Raw genomic sequence first — 21762 nt, forward strand, 5'->3', positions numbered from 1 at the left:
CGCCATGCCGTGCCAGGCACGACCTGACAATCGACAAGGCAAGACAGTTGCCAGCCTGCCAGAGCGTTTTCGAGCGAAGTGGATACCGGTTCGCGTGAAGAAAACGCGTCAAAACAAGAATCTAGAGCTTCGGTTCTGATTCAATCAGAACCGAAAATGCTCTAGTCTGCGACCGCGGCAGACTTCTTGGGCAGGTAGTGATGACCGTTATTCCATTGACGCGTTGCCAATTTCTCATGCCATTTGCTGAGATTCATTCAGAGATCGGCGGACCCACCGAGGCGCTTCTCGCCAAATTTCGGCTCCCTACGTCTTTGGAGGAAAAAGCCGATCACTACGTGCTGCTGCTGCCGGCCGTTCGCTTTGCGACGGCCGCCCAGGAAAAGCAGGGGCTGTCGGAGATCGCCTTTCGCGCAGCCCAGAGGCTCTCATTCGATCATTTGAGCGATGCCATGCGAGTTCGAATCCGGCATTCGCCAACTCTGCTGGTTGCTCTTCAGCAGATGTGCAAGTGGGCGCCGGTCGAAGATACAAATCTGCGTCTATGGCTGGAGCCGTACGACGAAAGCGTGAAAATTTGCAGCAGGCTCATTGGAACGGAAGGTATTTCCCATCTTGAGATGTCCCAATGGCTTCAGAACATATTCGTCCTGCACATCGTTCGTCAGTTCGCGGGCGCGTACTGGACTCCAAGAGTGATCGCGTTTGAAGCCAATTATGTACCGAGCAAGGAAGTTCAATCGCATTGGCCGGATACACGCTTCATGTCAGGTCAGAAAGCCTCATGGATCGAGGTGCCGCTGCAATTCTTGAGCTATCCCAATCGCGCAGATGTTGTCCGGTCTAATTTGCACGAGACAGAGCGGCAGCCTTTCAGCAACGACGTCGTCAGCATTCTCAAGTTGACTTTACCATCGTATCTTGATGAAGGAGGCCCGGCGATAGTGCAGGCTGCCGAGATGGTTGGACTAAGCGTCAGGAGTCTGCAGCGGAAGCTCGCGCTGGCCGGGCTGACATACTCGGGCCTGCTTGAGCAGGTCCGCTTCAACAATGCGATGCAGCTTCTAAGCGATACCGAGAACAAGATCATCGACGTAGCATTCTCATCGGGCTATGCAGACCCTGCCCACTTTGCTCGCGCTTTCCGACGGATTTCCGGATTCACCCCGCGAGAGTTTCGGGAAAGGCCGAGGAGCGGACAGGCTGAGATCGACCTTCGCGCCTGCCAACTTGATGAAGGTCGTCTCTAGAGAAGATTTACGCCTTGGATGCTCCTCAATGTAGCGGCGCAGAATTTTCGGCTTTCAGGCTGATCTTGAAAGCTGGACTGTGCGCGACATTGATCTTCTCCGCTGGGACAGCCTTTGGCGCAAATGATGACGACGGCGCTATCAGCGCATCGATACCGGCGGTCTATCTTGACCTGAGAACAATCTACGCGCAGGTGCCGGCAGGATCGCTCACATTCGGCTTTGGACGTCCAACTCTGTTCAATGCGTTGCAAACGCTCGCAACACCGAACCGCGCGGCGTTTCCGACCGGCCTGCCAGCAGCGAAATCTCTCAACGTGGATTTTCCGTTGACGGTCGATGTCACGGACAGCGTCTCGCTATACGCAGGCGTCTCCGGCAGTTCGACGGAGTTCGGAGGCACTGGGTGGTCATCCTTTCAAGTCACAAGCTGGAACATCGGCTTCCAGGCGGATCTCTACCAGCAGAACGGCGGGACCTTCCCGACCGTGACGCTGCAATCGACGATCACACAGTCGATCCCCAATGGTCCGCTGGCCACAACCTCCTTCAACAACATTCTCGAATTCGACTATGCTCTTGATCCTGATGAGACCAAAGGCTTCCTCGCCGGTTTCCAGGACACGCGCACTGACGTCGGCACTACGCTCGTGAAGATCAACCCGAACACGATCGCCTATGTCGGCGGCTACTATCAATGGTCCAATAATTGGAAGTTCACCGGCCGTGTGGGCGTGCAGTCCTTCGAAGGGGCGCATCTTCTAGCCCTTGCGCCCGTTCAGCCCTTCACACAACCGATCGTGCGGCTCGATCTCGATCGCTTGGACGATAACGACAATCGGCTGTTTGGCGTCACAGCCGAAATCATGTGGGTGCCGAAGCCCGCCTATCAACTGACGGTCAGAACGCCTCTGTACGCAGTCCGCAACTAGCAGGCGCTCCTGCGCTTTGTTCGCTGGAGCATGGTCATGCCAATCGGCAAGGACATGCTTTTTCAATCCATGAGGGCCATTAATCCTTCATTCCGGTGATCGAGGTGCTGACCGCCCGTGGATCGCGGAGCGGCCAGCGGTCGCAATCGACCTGGGCCAGGAAATCGCCGACGATCCGGTTGTACTCCTCCGGCTCCTCGATGTTGATCGCATGCCCCGAATTCGGCATCACCGCGAGCGCGGCCGAAGGAATGCTCTGCTTCATGAGAATGCCCGGCAGCAGGCACGGCCAATCCTCATCGCCCGTGATGATCAACGTCGGCACGGTGATGCGCTTCATCTCCTCGATCAGCGAATAAAGCGAAGGCCTCTCCTTCTGCACCCCTTGCTGCGTGTTGGCCGATCCGACCGCCGAATGTTCGGCCAGCATGGTCTTGAACTCGGCGTGACCGCGCGGGTCCTTGTTCTGATATTGCACGCGTGTCGGCCCGTAGGCATAGCGCTCGGCGAACGCCGGCATGCCCTCGGCCCGGATCATGCCGGCGATCACGTCGGCTTCAGCGCGGAACGTCTCGCGCTTGTCGGGCTCGGTGCCGTAGCCGCAGCCGCCGATGCAAAGTGACAGCGCCCGCTCGGGATGACGCAGGCCGAAATGCAGGGTCGCAAAGCCGCCCATCGACAGGCCGACGATATGGGCCTGCTGCTCGCCGATATGATCGAGCACCGCGAGGATGTCGTCGGCCGCGCGTGCCTGCGAATAGGACAAGACCTGCTCCGGCACGTCGGACGGCGGGAAGCCGCGCGCGTTGAAGGCAATGCTGCGATAGCGCTTGCCGAAATGTCGCATCTGCAGCTCGTAGCTGCGCAGATCTCCGGCGAATTCATGAACGAAGATGACGGGACGGCCGGCTCCCGTTTCCTCGAAATAAAGGCGCACTCCGTCGTCCGTCGTCGCATAGGGCATGTTGATCTCCCGCCGTCAGATCTTAAGGATGTGAAAAGTTAGCCGTCGCCACGGGCTTGCTCCGCGGCAGGTAGGTGCCGTAGCCCTTGGCCCCGACCAGAACGCCATCGTCCACCACCACGCGTCCGCGCACCATGGTCAGCACCGGCCAGCCCGTGACCTCGAGCCCATCATAGGGCGTGTAATCAGCGCCATCATGGATAAGCTCGTGGCGGATCGTGACCTTGCGCTTCGGATCCCACAGCGCGATGTCGGCGTCAGATCCGACCGCAATCGTGCCCTTGCGCGGGTAGAGACCGTAGATCTTTGCGTGATTGGTCGCGCTGAACGCGACGAAATCGTTGAGGTCGATGCGGCCCTTCACCACGCCTTCCGAGAACAGGATCGGCAATCGTGTCGCCACGCCGGGAATGCCGTTCGGCACCCAGCGGAAGCTGGTACGGCCCTTGGGCACGAGCTTTCCCTGCGGGTCATCATAGCGGAACGGGCAATGGTCGGATGAGAAGACCGAGAACACCTTTTGCTGCAGGCCTTCCCAGCATGCCTGTTGGCTCGCGACGTCGCGTGGCGGCGGCGAGCACACATACTTGGCGCCTTCCATGTTGAGCTGTTCGAGATCGTTCTCGGTCAGAACCAGATATTGCGGACAGGTCTCGCCCAGCACGTTCAGCCCGCGTTGCCGAGCACGGCGGATTTCCTCCATCGCGTCGCGGTTCGACACATGCACGATCATGATCGGCACGTCGACGAGCTCGGCCAGCGAGATGGCGCGATGCGTGGCTTCGCGCTCGACTGGAATTGGCCGCGAGGTCGCATGGAAGCGCGGCGCGGTCTTGCCGGCGCGTTCGAGACGGTCGGTGAGGAAGCGGATGGCGTCGAAATTTTCCGCATGCACCATCAGCATGGCGCCCGTCTCGCGCGCAACCGACATGGTTTCGAGCAGTTCGCGGTCCGACAGCGCCAGCCCCTCATAGGTCATGAACACCTTGAGCGAGGTGTAGCCATCCTCCACCAGCGCCGGCAGCTCCTGGCCGAGCACCTGCTCGGTCGGGTCGGTGACGATGAGGTGAAAGGCGACATCGACATGACATTCGCCGTCCGCCAGCGCGTGGTAGCGCCGCAGTGCCTCGCGCAGCGTCTGGCCTTTCTCCTGCAGGCAGAACGGCAGCACGGTGGTGTTGCCGCCGAACGCCGCCGAGCGCGTGCCGCTGGCAAAGCCGTCGGCCATGACGATGCCGTCGCCTGATGGCTGGGCGAAATGCACGTGGCTGTCGATGCCGCCGGGCAGCACCAGGCGACCGGTGGCGTCAATGATCGTCTCCGCCGTGCCGAGATCGCGCCCCAAGGCCGCGATCTTGCCGTCCTGGATTCCGACGTCGCAGGCAAAGGTGTCGGCGGCGGTCGCAACGGTGCCGCCGCGGATGATGGTGTTGAACGGCATCAGTTGGACCCTCCTTCAGCGTCATGTCGCTTCCGATGCTCGATGACAGCGGCCAGCGGCTCCGCCAACCCAATGGTTGCCTTGGCATCGGGACGGCGGAACGTCCCGGCGACGGGCTTGCGCAGCTTCAGCACGGCGAGCGTCTCGGCCTGCCGCACCGCCGCGGCGATCGGATCGATCACCGGCACCGGAATGCGATGGCTGACCTTGGCAGCAAGGCCCGCCAGTGGCGCTCCGGAAAGAATGACGACATCGGCGCCATCCTGCTCGACGGCGCGGTTGGCGAGCGTCACCAGCATGTCTTCCTTCTCGGCCTGAACATCCGCAATGGATCGGAAGCCATCGTCGAGCGTCCGTATGCCGGCGCAACGCGCGCCGAGACCGTGCATGGCGACGCATTCCTGGTACCAGGGCGCGAGCGCGCGAGCGAACGTCACGATGGCAAATCGCTGACCGACCATGCAGGCGGTCAGCATCGCGGCTTCGGCCAGGCCCACGACTGGAATGTCAAACAGTTCGCGCGCCCCGAACAGGCCGGGATCGCCGAAGGCGGCAATGATCGCTGCATCGATACCGGTGCTGGCCTCGGCCAGCATTTCCAGCGCGATGGCGCCGCCGATCTGCGCTTCGGCCCGGGTTGCGATATAGGGCACGCCGCGGCTCGCCGTCATCGCCACCAGCTCGGTGCCGGGCGTGGCTACTTGCGCGCCGGCCGCATGGAGCAGGTCGGTCACCGCTGTCGTTGTGTTGGGATTGAGCAGCAGGATCTTCACGGCGCGGCCTTTCTCGTGATGCCGCGCATGTTGGGCCGGGCTTTCGCCGGGCCGGCATCATCCGTCTCGCCATCCAGCGTGGTGGCCATGATCTCGCCGGTGCGGCGGACATGGTGGCCAAGCAGCCGTCCGGCGCGGTCGGCGTCACCGGCTTTGAGCGCGGCCAGAATGTCCTGATGCTCGCGCACCGATTCATCCCATCGACCATGGACCGACAGGGCAAAGAAGCGCGCGCGTTCCACCCGCGCCAGCAAAATATCGTGCGTGGCCTTCAACACCGCGTTGCGGGCGAAGTCGACGATGGCGCTGTGAATCTGCTGGTTGGTCTCGAAATATTCGCGCAGCTCGCCGCGCTCGTGGTGCCATTCGATGCGCTCCTGTAGCGCCTCCAGTCGCTCAACGTCGCGCTCCACCATCCGCGTCGCGGCGAGCTCGGCGGCGCAGCGCTCGATCCCGCTCACCGCCTCGAACAGTTCGGTCAACTCTTCGCGCCGGAACGGCGCGACGACGGCGCTGCGGTTGAGCCGCAGTTCGACCAGACCTTCGGCCGCCAATTGCTTCAGGGCCTCGCGGAGCGGCGTGCGCGAGATGCCGAGCGCCTCGGACAGATCGGCTTCGAGCAATTGCTCGCCGGGCTGAAGATCGCCGCGCACGATCAGCGTGCGAAGCCGCGTCGCGGCCTGCTCATGCAGGCCGGTTCGCGGCACGCGCAGCCGCCGCCGTTGCAGCGCCGTCACGCCGCGGCGTGATTTGGGCGCTTTCCTGGTCTTGGTCGTTTTGGTCTCAGTCACGGTCAGTTTTCGTTCCGCTCATCGAATCTCCGCACCTTCGAGTGTCCTGGGAAGCGCGTCAATAAAATTGGCTGTGGCCCTCGATCGGGATTTGAAACAGGCTGCCCCAGCCGCGAACGCGCGACGGATCGACGCCGGTTGCAGCCAGGCACGCCCACAGGGTGACCGCGATCGAATCGAACACCGGGACACCAAGCTTCGCCTCGAGCCGCGCGGCGGCGTCCGCTCCGCGCATATTGGTGCAGACCACCGCGACCGCATCGCAGCCCTCGCGCGCGACCTCTTCGATCAGTGTCGCCACCTCGGTCTCCGGCACTTCGGCGAAGGAAAAATTGTCCTGCAGCGAAAGATGGCGCTCGGCGACGCAGTGCAGGCCTTCGGAAGCCCAGTTGGCGATGATCTTGTCCTGCACGTCGCGGCGATAGGGCGTCACCAGCCCGATGCGCTCCGCCTTGCGGCGCCGGAACAGGTCGCGGTAGGCGAGCACGGTGGTACAGGCCTTGATGCCGGTCGCGGCCGTGATGCGCTCGCACAGGCGTTCGTCACGCTCGAAGCCGAGCCAGCTCGCCGATGTTCCGTTCCAGGCAATGACGTCTACTTTCGCATGCGCCAGCAGCTCGGCGGCGCGCAGGATCTCGCTGTCGTCGAACTGGCGCAGCGCGGATTCGGACAGCGCGATTTCAGTCACTTTGAAGCGCGAGAAATGCGCCGAGACGTCAGCGATACCGGCCAGCATCGCATAGGTGATCGGCTCCAGCGCCGTGTTGGACGAAGGGGTCAGCATGCCGAGCCGGACCGGAGCAGTCATGTTGCAGCCTCAAAGATACGCGGCCATCGGCCGATCCGTCCTATCTACACCGGCAATTTGCGGCTGTAGTCGATCAGCGTCGAGCAGATCAACAGCGCAACGCCGGCCGCGGCGAAGAACATCAGGGCCAGGAAGTAGGAGCCGGTGGCCTGGACGATCAGGCCGACGATCAGCGGCGTCATGATGCCCGCAATGTTGCCGCCGAGATTCATGCAGCCACCAAGAAAGCCCGATTTGTCGCGGCCCGCAAGCGCGGAAGGAATGGCCCAGTACATCCCGCACCAGCGCAGGAAGAACAGCGTGGAGGACAGCAGCACCACGACCGTGACCGGATCGCGCACATAGGCCACCAGGAAAATCGACACGGTCGCCATGACGGCGGCAATGCCGAACAAGGTGCGGAATACCAGGTTCGGCGCACCGCCGCGGCTGCGCCAGGTGTCGCCGATCCACCCGCCGACCAACTCGCCGACGAAGCCTGCGAAGAAGATGATGAAGGATGCGCCGCCGAGCACCTTGATGTCGAAATTGTGCACCTTGAACAGATAGGTCGGCATCCACGTCAGCAGGCCATAGAAGGTGGTGTTGAAGAACATCCAGCCCAGGCACATGCACCAGACCGAACGGAAGCGGAAATAGGCCATCCAGCTTCCGCCGGAGGAGGGCGGCGTGGCGGCGTCTTCCAGCGCGTGCGCCTGTTCGAGGTAGCGGGCTTCGGCTTCATTGACCGAGGGGTGCTCGCGCGGTTCGTTGCGGATGTAGTACCAGGCCCACAGGCCGCACAGCATCGTGCCGACGCCGGCGATGACAAAGGCAGTGCGCCAGGAATCGAAGGCCGCGATCAGCCACGCGATCACGATCGAGCCGAGCGCGGCGCCGAGCGGCGCACCTCCGTCGAGCAGCGTCGCGCCACGCCCGCGCTCGTTCTGCGTCATCCAGATGGCGTTGAGCTTGCCGCCCGCCGGATAGATCGGCGCTTCCGATGCGCCCAGCCCAAGCCGGGTCAGCAGCAACACCCACCAGTTGGTAGCCACTGCCGCGATCGCCTGGAAGGCACCCCAGAAGATCGTCGCTAGGGCGATCACGATCCGCGGCTTGTAATGGTCGGCGAGCAGGCCGCCGGGAATCTGCATGGCGGCGTAGGTCCAGAAGAACGAGCTCAGGATCAGGCCCTGCATCGCCGGATCAATGTCGAACTCCTTGGAGATCAGCGGCATCGCCACCGAGAGCGAGGCGCGATCGATGTAGTTGATCGAGATCAGGAACAGCATCAGCAGGAAGATGTTCCAGCGCACACCGGTCGGTCTGACGGCGCCTGTCGCTCCGATGGCGGACACCTGCTCGCTCATTGCTCCCTCCCATGCCGGCAGACTTCCAGCGAGCGTCTCCATTGACGTTCATTCGTCCCCTGACGTGGCCAAGTCTGGTCCAGTCGAAGATGAGCGGCAACAACATTTTGTATGCTGCATGCAATACGACATATCATACTGATATATATAATATTTCAATATCGTTGTTACCTGCGGTGCTGAAATTTTATCGCGGAGCTGATTACGAATTGGGCGGCCGGCGGGGCCTGACCAAATGAGATTGCGTATTTCAATTTTGCTGTATAGATTTGAATATAGTTAAAAAATACATGAGATCGCTGAACCGGATGCTCTGACAACTTCCAAGGCAAGGCATGGAGATCAAGCAGAACTTCGTTGTATCGCAACCTTTCCCCACGGTGTGGACGTTCTTCTACGACGTTCCGAGCGTCGCCGCGTGCCTGCCTGGAGCAGAATATCTCGGTACGAAGGACGACGGCTCGATCAGTGGAAAGGTCTCCGCCAAAGTGGGCCCATTCCAGGCGAGCTTCGAAGGCGAAGCAAAGGTCAAATACGACGAAGAGGCAAAGAAGGTCGAGTTCGAGGGGAAGGGCGTCGACAGGAAAGGCGCCAGCCGCGGCAAAATGTCGATGCTGTGCACGCTTGTTCCTGAGGGAAGCGCCACTCGCGTTGACGTCCTCGCCGACGTCCAGCTCTCCGGAACCATCGCTCAGTTTGGAAGAACCGGGCTCATCACCGAGATCGCCAATCAGCTTGTCCGTGAATTTGTGAGAAATGCCGAGACCGAACTCGGCGCCAGAAGCGCCGCGGCGGCAGCCGAAGCAGGCAGTCCTCAGGCGGATTCATTGACGAAGTCGGCCCCGCAATTCGCGCCTGGTTCGGGAGCGGTCAAGCCGCTCAACACCACCTCGCTGCTTCTTGCGGCTCTGAAAGGGTGGCTGAACTCGCTCTTCAAGAAGGCTGCGTAAGCCAATCAACGTAAGCAAAGGAATTCGCGCGATGAAGATCGTCGACTTGTCTCATCTGATGAATGTGCACACGCCCGGCTGGGTCGGATATGCCGGCAACAAGATGTACTACGCGCAAAATCTGCAGACGATCCACATCGTCGCGCAGCGGATCGATTCCGCGCTCCATGTCGGAACCCACATTGACGGTGCGATGCACGGCACGGATGGGATGGGCGACATGGCATCCTATCCGCTGGATTTCCTGGTTGGACCGGGCGCCGTCGTCGACGTGTCCAAGCACATGGAAGATTGGGCTGTCATCACTCCCGAAATGATCGAGAGTGCGCCGGTTGAAGTAAAGGACGGCGACATCCTTATCATTCACACTGGCTGGCACCGCTATTGGGAAGGCAAGCCGCAGCAGGACCTGGTGAAGTATTTCTGCATGCATCCCGGAGGGAAGCAGGAGCTTCTCGACTGGATGCTGAAGAAGAAGATCAAATGGTTCGGGATCGACTGCGGTTCCGGCGATCACGCGATGAACACCACAATCCGGCGCATGCGGCCTGACCTCGCAAAGCAGTTCGAGGCCAAGGTCGGAATGAGCTGCGACGAGTTCTTCGGAAAGAATTCGTACACGCACAAGCGTTCGGGGCGAAAAGTCGTCGAAGACTATTTTCCGTTTCACTCGCAGGCATTCCAGGAAGGGCTCATTCACGCTGAGAACGTCGGCGGCGACATCGAGCTGATGCTGAACAAGCGCGCCGTCATCGGCGCGTTTCCATGGCGTTATGAGGGGCTCGAGGCCTGCCCTTGCAGGATTGTTTGCTTTCAGGATGTGGAGGAGAACGTCGAGGCCGTCGGCGACGTGGCGAAGGCGATCTTTGGGCCGCGCCAGATTCCGTCGGGCATGATGTCAGGTGGCCCGGACGGCCGTTGACCGGTTGCGCGACAAGTGAGGCCGCCGGGACCGCCGCTATGGCGGATCCATGCGTCCGGCGGATGCTTCTACTTTGAACGTCTTGCTTGCTGGACGCGCTTCCGATGCGCGGCCTGTTTCGCCCGATTGCCGCACACCGCCATGCTGCACCACCTGCGCGCGCGGCTTCGGGTTCGATCGACAAACAAGAGCGTGCAGTCCGGCCCCTCGCACGCCTTCACGTAAGTGAAGTCTTCGGTGCAGACGAGGTCGGCCAGCGATCGCGCCAATGGGAGAAGCAGCGACTCCGGCGATTGCCAGCGCCGCTCGCGGCGCCAGACGAGGCCGGAAACCCCGCCATGGCCATGGTGCCGGTTGTTAGGCCGATCACGCACCACGACCTGGCCGAATTCGTCGTCGCGCGCCAGCATTTGATTAAGCGGTTCGAGTTGGCGCAGGGCATTCTGCCCAATGGGCTTACCCATATGTTTGTAGACAAAGGGTTTGAACCAGTCCCGCAGCGCGCGCGCTTGCGCCGCGATGGCGTCCAGCTCGCCGGGAAGGGCGCTCTTGCGAAAAGCGTTCAGCACCTCGTCCGGCACCAATCCGGCTTGTTTCAGCCACGCCAGAAGATCGTCTCCCGAGGCCAGCCACTCGACCTTGACATCCACCGGGACCGCAATGGAATTCAAGAAGTCCAGTCCCGGGTTATCGGCGATGAAGAAAGCTGGCGAGCGCTTGGTTGTCACAGGGGTCCCAGAGAAGCCGGCAATTATCGATAAGCCGGCAAGGCGAAATATAGCCGCTGGTAGCTTGTCTGCAATAACCTGCACAAACCCATTTAGATGCTCTTTGCACCTCGCGTGCTGCGGCGTTTCTGAGAATGAGCGGGCGTCGTTGCGGCAACGACGTCGCAGGAGACCAGGGCAGCTAATCTCTTCAGGCCTCGATGGATGTTGATCTTGACGAGCGGCGCAGACTGGCCTGTGACGTCGGACGCGCGGGCAATGCTCAGGCCGTTGAGCTTCACGAGGCGGATCACAATGGCTTGCGCGGGCTTCAGCCGGCCAAGCAAGTCGTCCATCGTGGCGGCACTTACCGCGGTCCCCTCGTGGTCCCCGATCGATATGTCTTCGTCGAGCGGGAGCGCGGCGAATCGAGACGCGTCACGTATGCGATCGATTCCCTTGTAGCGTGCAATCGCCCTGACCCAGGCCCCGAACGCTCTCGACGGAGCGTATGTGTGCCGTTTGGCATGGATCGCGAGAAGCGCATCCTGTCTTGCATCATCTGATACAGGATAGGGAAGCCGCCGTGCATAATAACGACGGAGCCAGACGTCTATTTCGCGGAGTAACTGCTCGTAGGCCCGGCTGTCACCATCCTGCGCGGCGACCATCAGACGACCCCATCGCTCGGAACGGCTATCCCAATTCGTGGACTGCAATGCGTTCTGCGCGCTTCGCGACGAACGTCCTGCGACGTCAAAGGACAGGAGCTTCTCGGCTGAACTCCGGGCGCGCTGCGTCAAGGCGGATGCAGCGCAATCGGTTATTCTATCGTGGATGGTGTCCATTGGAGAGGCTCCTCTCGACGCAATCAAGAAACGCGCTGGTTTCGAACGGCTTTCTGAGAAGACCGTAGGCGCTGGCGGCGATCGCCCCGTCGTCCACATCAACAATCGAACGGCACCTGGACACGCCCAGGAGTAGTTCGGCTGTTTCCGGCTCTGCACATCGCGACGGTCAATCCCGCCGTGCGGCACGCGAAAATTTCCCTGACGATCGGCGTTCCCTGTAACCAAACCAGTTCACCCAACGAAAGATGGTCACGTGAGACCGGTCAAGGTGGGCCGGAACAGCCATATCAAGAAGAAGTGACGTAACCGCCGACTGCGTAACAGACAAGTTACTATGCCTGAGAGGCGGGAACTTCATGTGGTCAAGTCAGCGCGGTTGGCATTCATCCGCAGCCGTTGTCAGGGAGACTCCAGCAGATGATCGACAAGACAGACGTCGCACGTCGCACTGTGCTTCGAGCAATTACCGCCGCTTCCGGTACCGTATTATCGCTCACGCTCTCGCAACGCGCCGCCGCCCAGCCTGTCGGCGAGGCCGCATCGGCCGCTTCCGATCAGTTTGAGACGGCGGAGATCGACACCGGCGACAACACCATTTTCATCAGGCGTTACGGTAAGGGATCCCCGCTGCTCATGGTGCATGGGTTTCCACGAACCAGCCTGATGTGGCGCTACGTAGCGCCGCAACTGGCGAGCAAGCACACGGTGATCTGCGTCGATCTGCGCGGCTATGGCCGCAGCGGCGTGCCGGCGTCCGCCGAGGATCACTACCCCTATTCAAAGCGAGCAATGGGGAACGAACTTGTAGCGGTGATGGACAAGCTTGGGTTCTCGAAGTTCGATCTGGTCGGACACGACCGTGGCGGCCGCGTTTCCTATCGCCTCGCGCTCGATCATCCTGAAAGGGTGCGGCGTCTCGCGGTGTTTGACGTCATCCCGATCTCGGAGGGATGGGCCCGCGCCAACGCAAAGTTCGCCACGACGTACTGGCCCTGGATTCTTCTGTGCCAGAAGGAGCCGCTTCCGGAAAAGTATCTTCTGGGCGCACCCGGTGCGGTATTCGACAATCCGTTTGGCCAGGGCTCCTTTGGTCCCGATGTCAGGGCAGCGTACATCGAAACGTATCGCGATCCGGCTCGCGTGCACGCGATCTGCGAGGAGTATCGCGCGGCTGCATCCCTGGATATCGAGCATGACAAGAAGGACAGGGAAGACTCGCGGCGTATCACATGCCCGATGCTGCATCTCTGGGCTGTCGGCGGACCGCTCGATACCTTCTACGGACAGGATGGTGGCCCATTGGGAATCTGGCGGAGGTGGGCCGACAATGTGCAGGGGCAGGCCATGAAAGGCGGCCACTTCTTTCCCGAAGAAAACCCCACGGACACAACCCAACTCCTGGACGCCTTTCTATCGGCTTGATGCGTCAAGGGCAGTCACGTGGGATTGAGCGGAATGAACTGGATCGACCACATCGGATGTAGTAGCCGGTCAAAACGTTGTCATCAGGTTACTAGTCTCCAAGCAGGCGGGAACTTCTCCATGGCCAAGGTTCATTACCGGAAGGCGGACGTCGACGGGTTCAAGGTATTCTATCGGGAGGCCGGGCCGGCCGATGCGACAGCACTGCTGCTGCTTCACGGATTCCCAACTTCCGGCCATATGTTCCGCGAATTGATCCCGGCGTTGTCGGATCGCTTTCGCGTCATAGCGCCGGATCTGCCCGGCTTCGGCCAATCCGACATGCCGTCTCGCGACAAGTTCTCCTACACGTTCGACCGATTGGCCGAAGTGATCGAGCGCTTCGCCGAAGTGATCGGGCTCACCCGCTTCGCAATCTACGTGTTCGACTACGGCGCCCCGACCGGCTTTCGATTGGCTGCTCGCCATCCCGAACGCATCACGGCGATCATCTCGCAAAACGGCAACGCCTATGAGGAGGGGCTGAGCGAGGGTTGGAATCCGATCCAGGCCTATTGGCAGGATCCCTCGCAAGCCAATCGCAACGCGCTCCGATCCTTCCTCGCGCCTGAGGCGACGATCTGGCAATATACGCACGGCGTGTCCGACACGTCCGCTGTGTCTCCGGACGGCTATTCACTCGACAACTTCTATTTGGCCCGCCCCGGCGCCGACGAGGTCCAGCTCGACCTGTTTGGCGACTACAAGAGCAACGTCGCACTCTACCCGGCCTTTCAGGAATACTTCCGCAAGCACAAGCCGCCGTTCCTGGCGGTATGGGGCAAGAACGATCCTTTCTTTCTGCCGCCGGGCGCGGAGGCGTTCAAGCGGGACATTCCGGGCGCGGAAGTCCGCTTCTTCGATACCGGGCATTTCGCACTTGAGACCCACTGCGAGGAGATCGCCGCAGCGATCCGCGGTTTTCTTTCGCGTTTGAAGTGAGCCGATAGATCGGCCGCCGCGGTGCGGCGCGAACAGCCCTCTCCCGAGAGTCGATGCGCGCGACTTTCTCGAGAAATTTGGCGGGCTCCAGAGCTCGCAGGACGTCGCCGAACCAATCGTTCGCGATCCATCCTGATACACATCGTTGTGAACCAGGAAGCTGCAGGTACTCGTAACGACGGGCACTACCGCGCGTAAGGGATGTCATGTAGTCACTCAAGGAGAGAAGTGCTCCACATGAAGACACCTTTCAACGTCGCCGAAAAGGGAGACGGGTCTTACCGACCGCTGGCTATCCTGCGCTGGGTCATGGTTGTCATCTTCGTGTCGTTTGGCATGCAGAAATTCACATTGCAGTCCGCGCAGGGCATCGTTCAATTCATCAGCAATAGTCCATTCATTTCGTGGTTGTCGGTATTTGGTCTCCGGGGAGAAGCGTATTTCCTCGGCGTTGCCGAGCTTGGTATCGCAGTGCTGCTTGCGGCAGGCGCGTTCAGCCCGATCTTGTCAGCCATTAGTTCGCTATTGGGCGTGATCACGTTCGCCATCACCTGGTCATTCTTCTTCACGACGCCGGGTGTCGTTGTCTGGAGTTGGTCGAGCGACCCGATGGCCTGGAACTTGACCGGCGAGTTCATATTCAAGGATATCGTCCTGCTCTGCGTCTGCCTCGTGTTGTTCCTCGCCTCCTTGCCGCGATCTTTCATCCGATCGCGCAGCATGTGAATCAAAAGTCGCGACGACGCCGTAGGGTGGGCAAAGCGAAGCGTGCCCACCATCGCGAGCACGGCACTGGATGGTGGGCACGGCGCAAGTGCGCCTTTGCCCACCCTACACCTCTACAACCGCTTGCTCGCGCCACGACAAGCATCTGTGGTTATGGGACTCTGCTTTCGCCGGGACGACGGTCGTAGGATGGGTAGAGCGCAGCGAAACCCATCATTCGCGCCGCTCGCTTCATCGCGATGGGTTTCGCTGCGCTCTACCCATCCTACGGCGCTATCGCGAGGACTTCCCCGCTTGCGCCGTCTCTTTCCCGAGCCGCCGCTGCAACACCGACCAATACGTTGCCGGCAGGAAGCGTTGCAGCAGGTCCATCAAGCGCGCGTCGCTGCCGATCAGGATGCGCGGCCGGTTGTTCTCGGCGCCTTCGATGATGGAGCGCGCGGCGGCAGTCGGTGTCGTCCGGGCTGCCGCATCGAACCATTCGATCGCCTGCGCGCGGCGCGCATTGTCTGACACGCCGGCGCCGGTGCGGGAATTGCGGACGATGTTGGTGGCGACGCCGCCCGGATGCACCACCGACAGCCGCACCGGGCTGCGTGCGGCGGCAAGCTCATGCCGCAGGCTTTCGGAGAAGCCGCGCACCGCAAATTTGGAGGCGCAATAGGCGGTCTGGCCGGGCGGTGCGACGATGCCGAAGATCGAGGAGACGTTGACGATATGCGCTTCGCGTTGCCGCGCAAGCTGCGGCAGGAACGCGCGCGTCACATGCACTGTGCCCCAGAAATTGATGTTGAACAGCCACTCCATCTGGGCCTGGTCGATCTCGTGGAACTGGCCGAGCAGGGTGACCCCGGCATTGTTGATGAGGATGTTGAGGGACGGATGCGCGCTGGTTGCGGCTTCCGCGAAATCCGCGATTTGATTGGCCTCGCCGACATCGACGCGATGCACCGTGACTTTCGGCGCGCCTGTTTTCGCAATCTCGGCGGCCACCGCGGCAAGGCCGGCCTCGTCGCGGTCGGCCAGCGCGAGATCGGCGCCGCGTGCGGCAAGCTCGAGCGCGAGCGCCCGGCCGATGCCGCTGGCGGCGCCCGTGACAGCCACCGCGCTTCCGGAGATCGCAGTCATTGCTTTCGGCTCCCAGGGATGAGGGACCTATCTGTAGCACAGGGTTCCGCAAGTATTTCGGGATTGGAACTGAACCAGTTCGGGGGGCAGGTTTTAACCCTCTTTACTTCACGAACGGAGGCGCCAATGGAACAAGCAAGGCCGCTTCGCGCAAGAGCGCTCGTCGTTGAAGACGACCCGATGCAGCGGCAGATGATCGGGCTCTTGCTGGAAGAGAGTGATTTCGATGTGATCGAATGCGCCAGCGCTGAAGCTGCGGAGGTGGTCTTGCAGCGCGACGGCGAGGACCTCGATCTGATGATGACCGATGTCGAGCTCGCCGGCTACAAGGACGGCGTTGAGCTCGCCCATATCGCCAAGCGCTGCAATCCCGCCCTCGGCGTCATCGTCACCTCGGGCAAGCCGCTTAGGCGGAAGCTGCCGGATGGCGCGAAATTCTGGTCGAAGCCTTGGGCGCCGCTGGATGTGATCCGCGAGGCGGAGCGGATGGTGCTGGCGCGGGTTGGCGGGCGCTAGGGCATAATCCGATGCGCGTTATGGGCTCCGATCGGGGGCGCAAAATCAAACGGCGGGCCGCAAGCCCGCCGGTTTGACCACCCCCGGTTTGAGCGCCCGGGCAGGGCGAGCGCGCGCCGCCGCCCGGGCTGAAAACAGTTACTTCTTGGCCTTCTTCTTCTTGGTGGCCTTCTTCGCCTTTTTCGCCTTCTTCGCTTTCTTAGCCATAGTATCCTCTCAGGGTTAAATGGATTGAAACGCGACACTGAGGCATGCTTGGCGGAGGGCCAACCTCGCAACATCCTCGGTTGAGAAGCTCAACAGATTCGCGGCGTGCTGCCGCGGGCTGTCACCTCACTGTCATCGTGTTATCCACAACTGTTACGCATTTTTACGCGATTTTTTTGCCGAACCTGCCAAGCTCCACCCCGCGCCACACGCTCTCGGCGTCATCGAACGGCCGGGCGGGTAAGGTTAATGCTGCGGAAATTCGATCTTCATTGTTTCAAAACCAAAGCACCGAGTAGGCGATCGAATTGAGATTCCGTTAAGCCAGACGACGGCATGTTGCCGGCCGAAACAGAGCCGTCACGGGCGGCCCGTTCACCTTTGGGTAGGGGCAGGATGCACATCCTGGATTTGCGGTGCTGAGTGTTCCGACGCTGTGGACGGTGTCTGTCACCAACTTCTTCGCGCTCGGCCTGGTCTGGGTCTATGTGCTGCGCTGCTATCCCAAATTCGAGGCGGCGCGGTTCTGGACCGCCGCCGCGTTTGCGGCAACCGCCGGCGCCGCGGCTTCGATGCTGCGCGGCGTGGTCGACTTCCGCTTGCTGCTGATCGGCTGCAATGCGCTTCTGATCTTCGCGTGCTGGTTCGTCGTGATGGGCGTCCAGCGGTTCTACAATATCCCGATCTCCTGGCGCGCCCCCGCGCTCGGCACCGGCCTGACCTGCATCGGCCTCGCCTATTTCCAGTTCGTGCAGGACGACATGCCGATGCGGATCGCCATCTATTCCCTGGGACAGATCGTCCCGGCAGCGATCACGTTGCATTTGGTGATGATGCGGCGCGAAGACCAGAATCCCGGCGCCCGGCTGGCCGCCATCTGCAGCGTCCTTCTCATCATCGCCTATGCCGCTCGCTCCGCCCTCGCGCTGCTGCAGGTCGGGGGCGATCTCTCGATCGTCGACTTCAACGGACTTCAGGCAGCCCTGATCCTGATCGTGATATTCCTGTCGATGGCCTGGAACTTCGGCTTCCTGCTGATGGCGATCGACCGGCTGCGCAACGAGGTCGCCGATCTCGCGCTGCTCGATGACCTCACCGGGGTCGGCAACCGCCGCCACCTGCTGCAGCGATTGACCGAGGAATGCGCCCGCTCGGTGCGCAGCGGCGAGCCGTTTGCGCTGCTCGTGATCGACCTCGACGGCTTCAAGGGCATCAACGACACCCATGGCCATGCCGCCGGCGACGCCTGCCTGCAGCATTTCTCGCTGATGGCGCAGACGAGGTTGCGGCCGGCCGACATGCTGGCACGCAGCGGCGGCGACGAGTTCTGCATCGTGCTGCCGTCGTCCACGCTGGGCGAGGGGGCGATGATCGCCCGCCGCGTGCTGGAGGTGTGCCGGGCCGATGCGGCCGAATGCTCGGGCAAGGAGATCCCGATCGCGGTGTCGATCGGGGTCGCGCAATGGACCATGGAGATCGGCGCCTATCCGGACCGGCTGATCGCCGCCGCCGACCGGGCGCTCTATGAAGCCAAGAAGCGTGGCCGCGACGGCTACGCGATCTCCGAGCCGGCCCCGTCGCTGGTGCCCGAGATCGCCGACATGCCTGACATCGCGCGGCGCAAAACGGCGTGAAGCCGCCTCACGGGGGCTGATGCATGAACCTTCGCCTGCTTGCGGCGGCGCTCTGCACCGCCGCGCTCGTCACGTCGGTCTTCGCGCAGACGCCTGACCTTGCGGCGATCGCGCGATCCTCGGGCGCACCCGAAATCCCCGGTCTGAAGATGGTGTGGCTGGCGCCCTGGGGCGACGTCGCAAGATCCCATCCCTGGCGCAACATCATCGTGCACCAGACCGAGGGCCCGGCAGGCTCGGCCCGCGGCGGCGCACAGGCGCAATCGAAGAACCCGAGCCGGCGCGGCGTGATGGTGTGGGTCGAGACCGACGGCACGGTCTATTGGGCGGTCGACGAGAAGCTGGTGACGACCCATGGCGACGGCGCCAACCGCAACGACAACAAATATATCGACAACGGCGCGACCTATCACCAGGTCGTTGCCGGCAATTCGATCGGCGTCGAATTCGCCGGCAACTATCCCGACGTGACGCGCCCGCCCACCGAGGCGCAAGTCGCGGCGTGGCGGATCCTGGTGAAGGTGCTGCGCACCCGTTACAACATCCCGCTCGAACGCGTCTACGCCCACAACTGGATCGACTTCAAGGACGCCCGCTATTGCGAGGGCTGCGCCTTGGCGAAGATGGCTAAGGAGTGGGGCGAGTAGGCGGGAGTCGCGCGTTCAGCGGGTTCATGGCCGCAAAGAAAAAGCCGGCGTTGCCGCCGGCTTTGACCGAGTGATTTGTCTGGTGCCGTTAGTGCGCGGCTTCGAGCGCCGCTTCCTGCTTGGCGATCGTGCCCTTGACGGCCGATTGCACCTTCTCGAAAGCGCGGACCTCGATCTGCCGCACGCGTTCGCGCGACACGCCGAACTCGGCGGCGAGGTCTTCCAGCGTCATCGGCTCGTCCGCGAGGCGCCGCGCCTCGAAGATGCGGCGTTCGCGCGGGTTGAGCACGTTGATGGCGCCGGTCAAGGCCTGGCGGCGATGATCGAACTCTTCGCTCTCCGCCATCAGGGCTTCCGCGTTCGGCGCGGTGTCGACCAGCCAGTCCTGCCATTCGCCTGCTTCGCCGTCGTCGCGGATCGGCGCGTTGAGCGACGCGTCCCCGCCGAGACGGCGGTTCATGTCGATCACGTCCTGAGCCGTCACGCCAAGGCGGCTCGCAATCAGCTTCACCTGGTCGGGGTGAAGGTCACCCTCGTCCAATGCGGAGATCTTGCTCTTCGCCTTGCGAAGGTTGAAGAACAGCTTCTTCTGGTTCGCGGTCGTGCCCATTTTCACGAGCGACCAGGAACGCAGGATGTACTCTTGAATCGACGCCTTGATCCACCACATGGCGTAGGTGGCGAGACGGAAGCCCTTCTCGGGCTCGAACCGCTTCACCGCCTGCATCAGGCCGACATTGCCTTCCGAAACGACTTCGGATATCGGCAAGCCGTAGCCGCGATAGCCCATGGCGATCTTGGCCACGAGCCTGAGGTGGCTGGTGACGAGTTTATGTGCCGCGTCGCGATCGTCGTGCTCGCGCCAACGTTTGGCGAGCATATATTCCTCTTGCGGTTCCAGCATCGGGAACCGACGGATCTCGGCGAGGTATCTAGAAAGACCGGATTCTCCATTGAGAACCGGTAAAGTGGCTGTACGGGCCATACTTGCGCCCTCCAGTGGTTCAGGCCCCCGATAGCGGCGGGCCCGGCAGGCCGCCGCTGTGTTAAAGCCGGCCGGCTTGCGATGTTCCGCGTTGGATATTCAACGCAGGTGCAACAATACACCCAATGGGCCCTGATAGGGAAGGATTGCTGACGTCACGTCCCCGTGTGGCTGGTATAACCTATTGTCATATCAGCCCTTTTTCAAGGGGTGCGTCATAGCGCCACCTCCCAGGGCGCATTTCAGGAGAAGCAAATCCTCCGGCAAAGGCGCTTCCCAATGCAAAATTTCCCCGGTCCTGGGATGCTCGATGGTAAGAAGGTACGCGTGGAGCGCCTGGCGGCCGAGGGCGGCCAGCGCGGCTTGCGCCTCGAGCCCCAGTTGGCTGGCCTTGGTCTTGAAATGCGGGCCGTAGACCGAATCGCCTAGCAAGGGATGGCCGATATGGGCGAGGTGCACCCGGATCTGATGGGTGCGTCCGGTCTCGAGCCGGCAGGCCAGCAGGGAGGCGACCGGCTTGCCGGCCTGCCCCTGAAATACGTCCTGTAGCTCCCAATGGGTGATCGCCTCGCGACCGCCTTCGCGCACCGCCATCTTCTCGCGCGCATGCGGATGACGGTCGATCGGCGCGTCGATGGTGCCGCGCTGGCGGTTCGGCACACCCCAGATGAAGGCCATATAGCCGCGCTCCATCTCCCCGGTGCGGCCATGGTCGGCAAATTGCGCGGTCAGCGACTGGTGGGCCTGGTCGTTCTTGGCGACCACCATCAAGCCGGTGGTGTCCTTGTCCAGCCGATGCACGATCCCCGGACGCCGCACGCCGCCGATGCCGGAAAGGCTTGCGCCGCAATGGGCGATCAGGGCGTTGACCAGCGTGCCGCTCTCATGGCCGGCGGCGGGATGCACCACGAGGCCGGCCGGCTTGTCGATGACGATGAGGTCGTCGTCTTCATAGACGATATCGAGTGCGATATCCTCGCCCTTGGGCTCCGGCGGCACCGCTTCCGGAACGTCGACCTCCACCGTGTCGCCTTCGGCGACGTGAAAAGCAGGGTCGCGGACGGGGGCGTCCTTCACGGTGACGGAACCGGCGAGGATCAGCGCCTTCAGCCGCGAGCGCGACAATTCCGGCAAGCGCGCGGCGAGGACACGGTCGAGCCGCGGCGACCCCTCATCGCCCTGAACGACGACGGCCAACCTGTGGGCGCCAGGGGGAGCGTGATCGGGCGACAAGCCCTGTTCCGCTTCGTATGTGCTTACCTTTTCCGGCAAAACCGGTTTCCACTTTCCCCGATCATGTTTAAAGAGCCGCGCATGACCGAAACAACCTTTCCTGAACCGACCCAAGAGCAGGCCGCCCTGATCGCGCGGGTGCGGCGGATGATGCTGATCGCGGGCCTGACCTCGGCGCTCGCAGTCGCCGTGGTCCTCATCGCCGTCGGCTATCGCTTTTACCGCGGGGAGGGAAGCCCTGCCGCCACGACCGACATCACGGCGGCCCTGCCGAAGGGCGCCCGCATCGTGTCCACCGGCACCGCCGGCGACCGCCTGGTGGTGACCCTTGATATAGGCGGGGCCACCGAAATCCGCACCTTCGACGCAAAAACGCTGAAACCTTCAGGAAAACTGCGCTTCGTCAGCGAACCCTGAGCCAAGCTCGCTTGCAGTTTTCGGTTTTCGAGGCTATTGCCTGAGACCGCAACGCTCCCTTCGTCTAGCGGTTAGGACGCGGCCCTCTCAAGGCTGAAACAGGGGTTCGATTCCCCTAGGGAGCGCCA

22 protein-coding genes and 1 tRNA gene are annotated in these 21762 nt (G+C 62.0%); 12 read left to right on the top strand and 11 right to left on the bottom strand.

Features of this window, described 5'->3' with window-relative positions:
* Positions 1–200 precede the first annotated feature (200 nt).
* Both OZ411_RS18930 and OZ411_RS18935 read left to right on the top strand, forming a co-directional pair.
* Entirely contained in the window at positions 201–1250 is a 1050-nt protein-coding gene (locus OZ411_RS18930) for an AraC family transcriptional regulator (protein WP_282529155.1), read from the top strand.
* Between the two features lie 65 nt (positions 1251–1315).
* Positions 1316–2182, top strand: coding sequence for a hypothetical protein (locus tag OZ411_RS18935; RefSeq protein WP_282529156.1), 867 nt, complete (start codon positions 1316–1318; stop codon positions 2180–2182).
* 79 nt (positions 2183–2261) lie between these two features.
* Here OZ411_RS18935 and OZ411_RS18940 read toward each other — a convergent pair whose 3' ends face one another.
* The 6 genes from OZ411_RS18940 to OZ411_RS18965 form a co-directional block, all read right to left on the bottom strand.
* Positions 2262–3146 (bottom strand): alpha/beta hydrolase, encoded by an 885-nt coding sequence (locus OZ411_RS18940; RefSeq protein WP_282529157.1) that lies wholly within the window; start codon positions 3144–3146, stop codon positions 2262–2264.
* Between the two features lie 22 nt (positions 3147–3168).
* Complete coding sequence (hydA, locus tag OZ411_RS18945; RefSeq protein ID WP_282529158.1) at positions 3169–4587, bottom strand: dihydropyrimidinase; 1419 nt, start codon at positions 4585–4587, stop codon at positions 3169–3171.
* A complete protein-coding gene (locus OZ411_RS18950; protein WP_130577173.1) occupies positions 4587–5360 on the bottom strand; it encodes an aspartate/glutamate racemase family protein in 774 nt (257 codons plus the stop codon). Before OZ411_RS18950 ends, hydA begins: the two co-directional genes overlap by 1 nt.
* Entirely contained in the window at positions 5357–6097 is a 741-nt protein-coding gene (locus tag OZ411_RS18955) for a GntR family transcriptional regulator (RefSeq protein ID WP_282529159.1), read from the bottom strand. Before OZ411_RS18955 ends, OZ411_RS18950 begins: the two co-directional genes overlap by 4 nt.
* Positions 6098–6209: 112 nt before the next feature.
* Positions 6210–6959 (bottom strand): aspartate/glutamate racemase family protein, encoded by a 750-nt coding sequence (locus OZ411_RS18960; RefSeq protein ID WP_282529160.1) that lies wholly within the window; start codon positions 6957–6959, stop codon positions 6210–6212.
* Between the two features lie 44 nt (positions 6960–7003).
* Positions 7004–8308 carry an MFS transporter gene (locus OZ411_RS18965; protein WP_282529161.1) on the bottom strand — a complete coding sequence of 435 codons (1305 nt, stop codon included), beginning with the start codon at positions 8306–8308 and terminating at the stop codon, positions 7004–7006.
* Positions 8309–8643: 335 nt separating this feature from the next.
* Here OZ411_RS18965 and OZ411_RS18970 point away from each other — a divergent pair, with 335 nt between their 5' ends.
* On the top strand, positions 8644–9258 hold the full coding sequence (locus OZ411_RS18970) for an SRPBCC family protein (protein WP_282529162.1): 615 nt from the start codon (positions 8644–8646) through the stop codon (positions 9256–9258).
* A 31-nt stretch (positions 9259–9289) separates the two neighbouring features.
* Positions 9290–10180, top strand: coding sequence for a cyclase family protein (locus OZ411_RS18975; protein ID WP_282529163.1), 891 nt, complete (start codon positions 9290–9292; stop codon positions 10178–10180).
* Between the two features lie 68 nt (positions 10181–10248).
* On the opposite strand, the gene OZ411_RS18980 is transcribed toward OZ411_RS18975, so the two are convergent.
* Positions 10249–10908: an ABATE domain-containing protein gene (locus OZ411_RS18980; RefSeq protein WP_282529164.1), complete on the bottom strand. Its 660-nt coding sequence runs from the start codon at positions 10906–10908 to the stop codon at positions 10249–10251.
* A 92-nt stretch (positions 10909–11000) separates the two neighbouring features.
* Entirely contained in the window at positions 11001–11558 is a 558-nt protein-coding gene (locus tag OZ411_RS18985) for a sigma factor-like helix-turn-helix DNA-binding protein (protein WP_282529165.1), read from the bottom strand.
* 597 nt (positions 11559–12155) lie between these two features.
* On the opposite strand from OZ411_RS18985, the gene OZ411_RS18990 reads away from it, so the two are divergent.
* From OZ411_RS18990 to OZ411_RS19000, 3 genes are all read left to right on the top strand, one after another.
* Positions 12156–13160, top strand: coding sequence for an alpha/beta hydrolase (locus OZ411_RS18990; RefSeq protein WP_282529166.1), 1005 nt, complete (start codon positions 12156–12158; stop codon positions 13158–13160).
* 120 nt (positions 13161–13280) lie between these two features.
* The gene (locus OZ411_RS18995) at positions 13281–14141 is read left to right on the top strand and encodes an alpha/beta hydrolase (protein WP_282529167.1); all 861 of its coding nucleotides are present in this window, start codon (positions 13281–13283) and stop codon (positions 14139–14141) included.
* Positions 14142–14378: 237 nt separating this feature from the next.
* Positions 14379–14867 (top strand): DUF417 family protein, encoded by a 489-nt coding sequence (locus OZ411_RS19000; RefSeq protein WP_282529168.1) that lies wholly within the window; start codon positions 14379–14381, stop codon positions 14865–14867.
* Positions 14868–15140: 273 nt separating this feature from the next.
* Here the strand turns inward: OZ411_RS19000 and OZ411_RS19005 are convergent, their stop codons facing one another.
* Entirely contained in the window at positions 15141–15995 is an 855-nt protein-coding gene (locus tag OZ411_RS19005; RefSeq protein WP_282529169.1) for an SDR family NAD(P)-dependent oxidoreductase, read from the bottom strand.
* A 126-nt stretch (positions 15996–16121) separates the two neighbouring features.
* Here OZ411_RS19005 and OZ411_RS19010 point away from each other — a divergent pair, with 126 nt between their 5' ends.
* The 3 genes from OZ411_RS19010 (at position 16122) to OZ411_RS19020 (ending at position 18999) form a co-directional block, all read left to right on the top strand.
* Positions 16122–16511, top strand: a complete 390-nt coding sequence (locus OZ411_RS19010) for a response regulator (protein WP_130577183.1) — start codon at positions 16122–16124, stop codon at positions 16509–16511.
* A gap of 623 nt (positions 16512–17134) precedes the next feature.
* Positions 17135–18352 carry a GGDEF domain-containing protein gene (locus OZ411_RS19015; RefSeq protein WP_282529170.1) on the top strand — a complete coding sequence of 406 codons (1218 nt, stop codon included), beginning with the start codon at positions 17135–17137 and terminating at the stop codon, positions 18350–18352.
* Positions 18353–18375: 23 nt separating this feature from the next.
* On the top strand, positions 18376–18999 hold the full coding sequence (locus OZ411_RS19020) for an N-acetylmuramoyl-L-alanine amidase (RefSeq protein WP_282529171.1): 624 nt from the start codon (positions 18376–18378) through the stop codon (positions 18997–18999).
* Between the two features lie 88 nt (positions 19000–19087).
* Here the strand turns inward: OZ411_RS19020 and rpoH are convergent, their stop codons facing one another.
* Both rpoH and OZ411_RS19030 read right to left on the bottom strand, forming a co-directional pair.
* Positions 19088–19984, bottom strand: a complete 897-nt coding sequence (rpoH, locus tag OZ411_RS19025; protein ID WP_130577186.1) for an RNA polymerase sigma factor RpoH — start codon at positions 19982–19984, stop codon at positions 19088–19090.
* A 192-nt stretch (positions 19985–20176) separates the two neighbouring features.
* A complete protein-coding gene (locus OZ411_RS19030) occupies positions 20177–21181 on the bottom strand; it encodes an RluA family pseudouridine synthase (protein WP_282529172.1) in 1005 nt (334 codons plus the stop codon).
* 117 nt (positions 21182–21298) lie between these two features.
* Here OZ411_RS19030 and OZ411_RS19035 point away from each other — a divergent pair, with 117 nt between their 5' ends.
* Positions 21299–21634, top strand: coding sequence for a hypothetical protein (locus OZ411_RS19035; protein WP_282529173.1), 336 nt, complete (start codon positions 21299–21301; stop codon positions 21632–21634).
* Between the two features lie 53 nt (positions 21635–21687).
* Positions 21688–21762 (top strand) — tRNA-Glu (locus tag OZ411_RS19040).

Origin of the sequence: Bradyrhizobium sp. Arg237L, assembly GCF_029990105.1 — a bacterium.
GTDB lineage: Bacteria > Pseudomonadota > Alphaproteobacteria > Rhizobiales > Xanthobacteraceae > Bradyrhizobium.

Bases quoted from the DNA above. Each gene is read 5' to 3' on its own strand.
- OZ411_RS18930 (WP_282529155.1), top strand. From the start codon at position 201: ATGACCGTTATTCCATTGACGCGTTGCCAATTTCTCATGCCATTTGCT.
- OZ411_RS18940 (WP_282529157.1), bottom strand. From the start codon at position 3,146: ATGCCCTATGCGACGACGGACGACGGAGTGCGCCTTTATTTCGAGGAA.
- hydA (WP_282529158.1), bottom strand. From the start codon at position 4,587: ATGCCGTTCAACACCATCATCCGCGGCGGCACCGTTGCGACCGCCGCC.
- OZ411_RS18960 (WP_282529160.1), bottom strand. From the start codon at position 6,959: ATGACTGCTCCGGTCCGGCTCGGCATGCTGACCCCTTCGTCCAACACG.
- OZ411_RS18965 (WP_282529161.1), bottom strand. From the start codon at position 8,308: ATGAGCGAGCAGGTGTCCGCCATCGGAGCGACAGGCGCCGTCAGACCG.
- OZ411_RS18970 (WP_282529162.1), top strand. From the start codon at position 8,644: ATGGAGATCAAGCAGAACTTCGTTGTATCGCAACCTTTCCCCACGGTG.
- OZ411_RS18975 (WP_282529163.1), top strand. From the start codon at position 9,290: ATGAAGATCGTCGACTTGTCTCATCTGATGAATGTGCACACGCCCGGC.
- OZ411_RS18985 (WP_282529165.1), bottom strand. From the start codon at position 11,558: ATGGTCGCCGCGCAGGATGGTGACAGCCGGGCCTACGAGCAGTTACTC.
- OZ411_RS18990 (WP_282529166.1), top strand. From the start codon at position 12,156: ATGATCGACAAGACAGACGTCGCACGTCGCACTGTGCTTCGAGCAATT.
- OZ411_RS18995 (WP_282529167.1), top strand. From the start codon at position 13,281: ATGGCCAAGGTTCATTACCGGAAGGCGGACGTCGACGGGTTCAAGGTA.
- OZ411_RS19000 (WP_282529168.1), top strand. From the start codon at position 14,379: ATGAAGACACCTTTCAACGTCGCCGAAAAGGGAGACGGGTCTTACCGA.
- OZ411_RS19005 (WP_282529169.1), bottom strand. From the start codon at position 15,995: ATGACTGCGATCTCCGGAAGCGCGGTGGCTGTCACGGGCGCCGCCAGC.
- OZ411_RS19010 (WP_130577183.1), top strand. From the start codon at position 16,122: ATGGAACAAGCAAGGCCGCTTCGCGCAAGAGCGCTCGTCGTTGAAGAC.
- OZ411_RS19020 (WP_282529171.1), top strand. From the start codon at position 18,376: ATGAACCTTCGCCTGCTTGCGGCGGCGCTCTGCACCGCCGCGCTCGTC.
- rpoH (WP_130577186.1), bottom strand. From the start codon at position 19,984: ATGGCCCGTACAGCCACTTTACCGGTTCTCAATGGAGAATCCGGTCTT.
- OZ411_RS19035 (WP_282529173.1), top strand. From the start codon at position 21,299: ATGACCGAAACAACCTTTCCTGAACCGACCCAAGAGCAGGCCGCCCTG.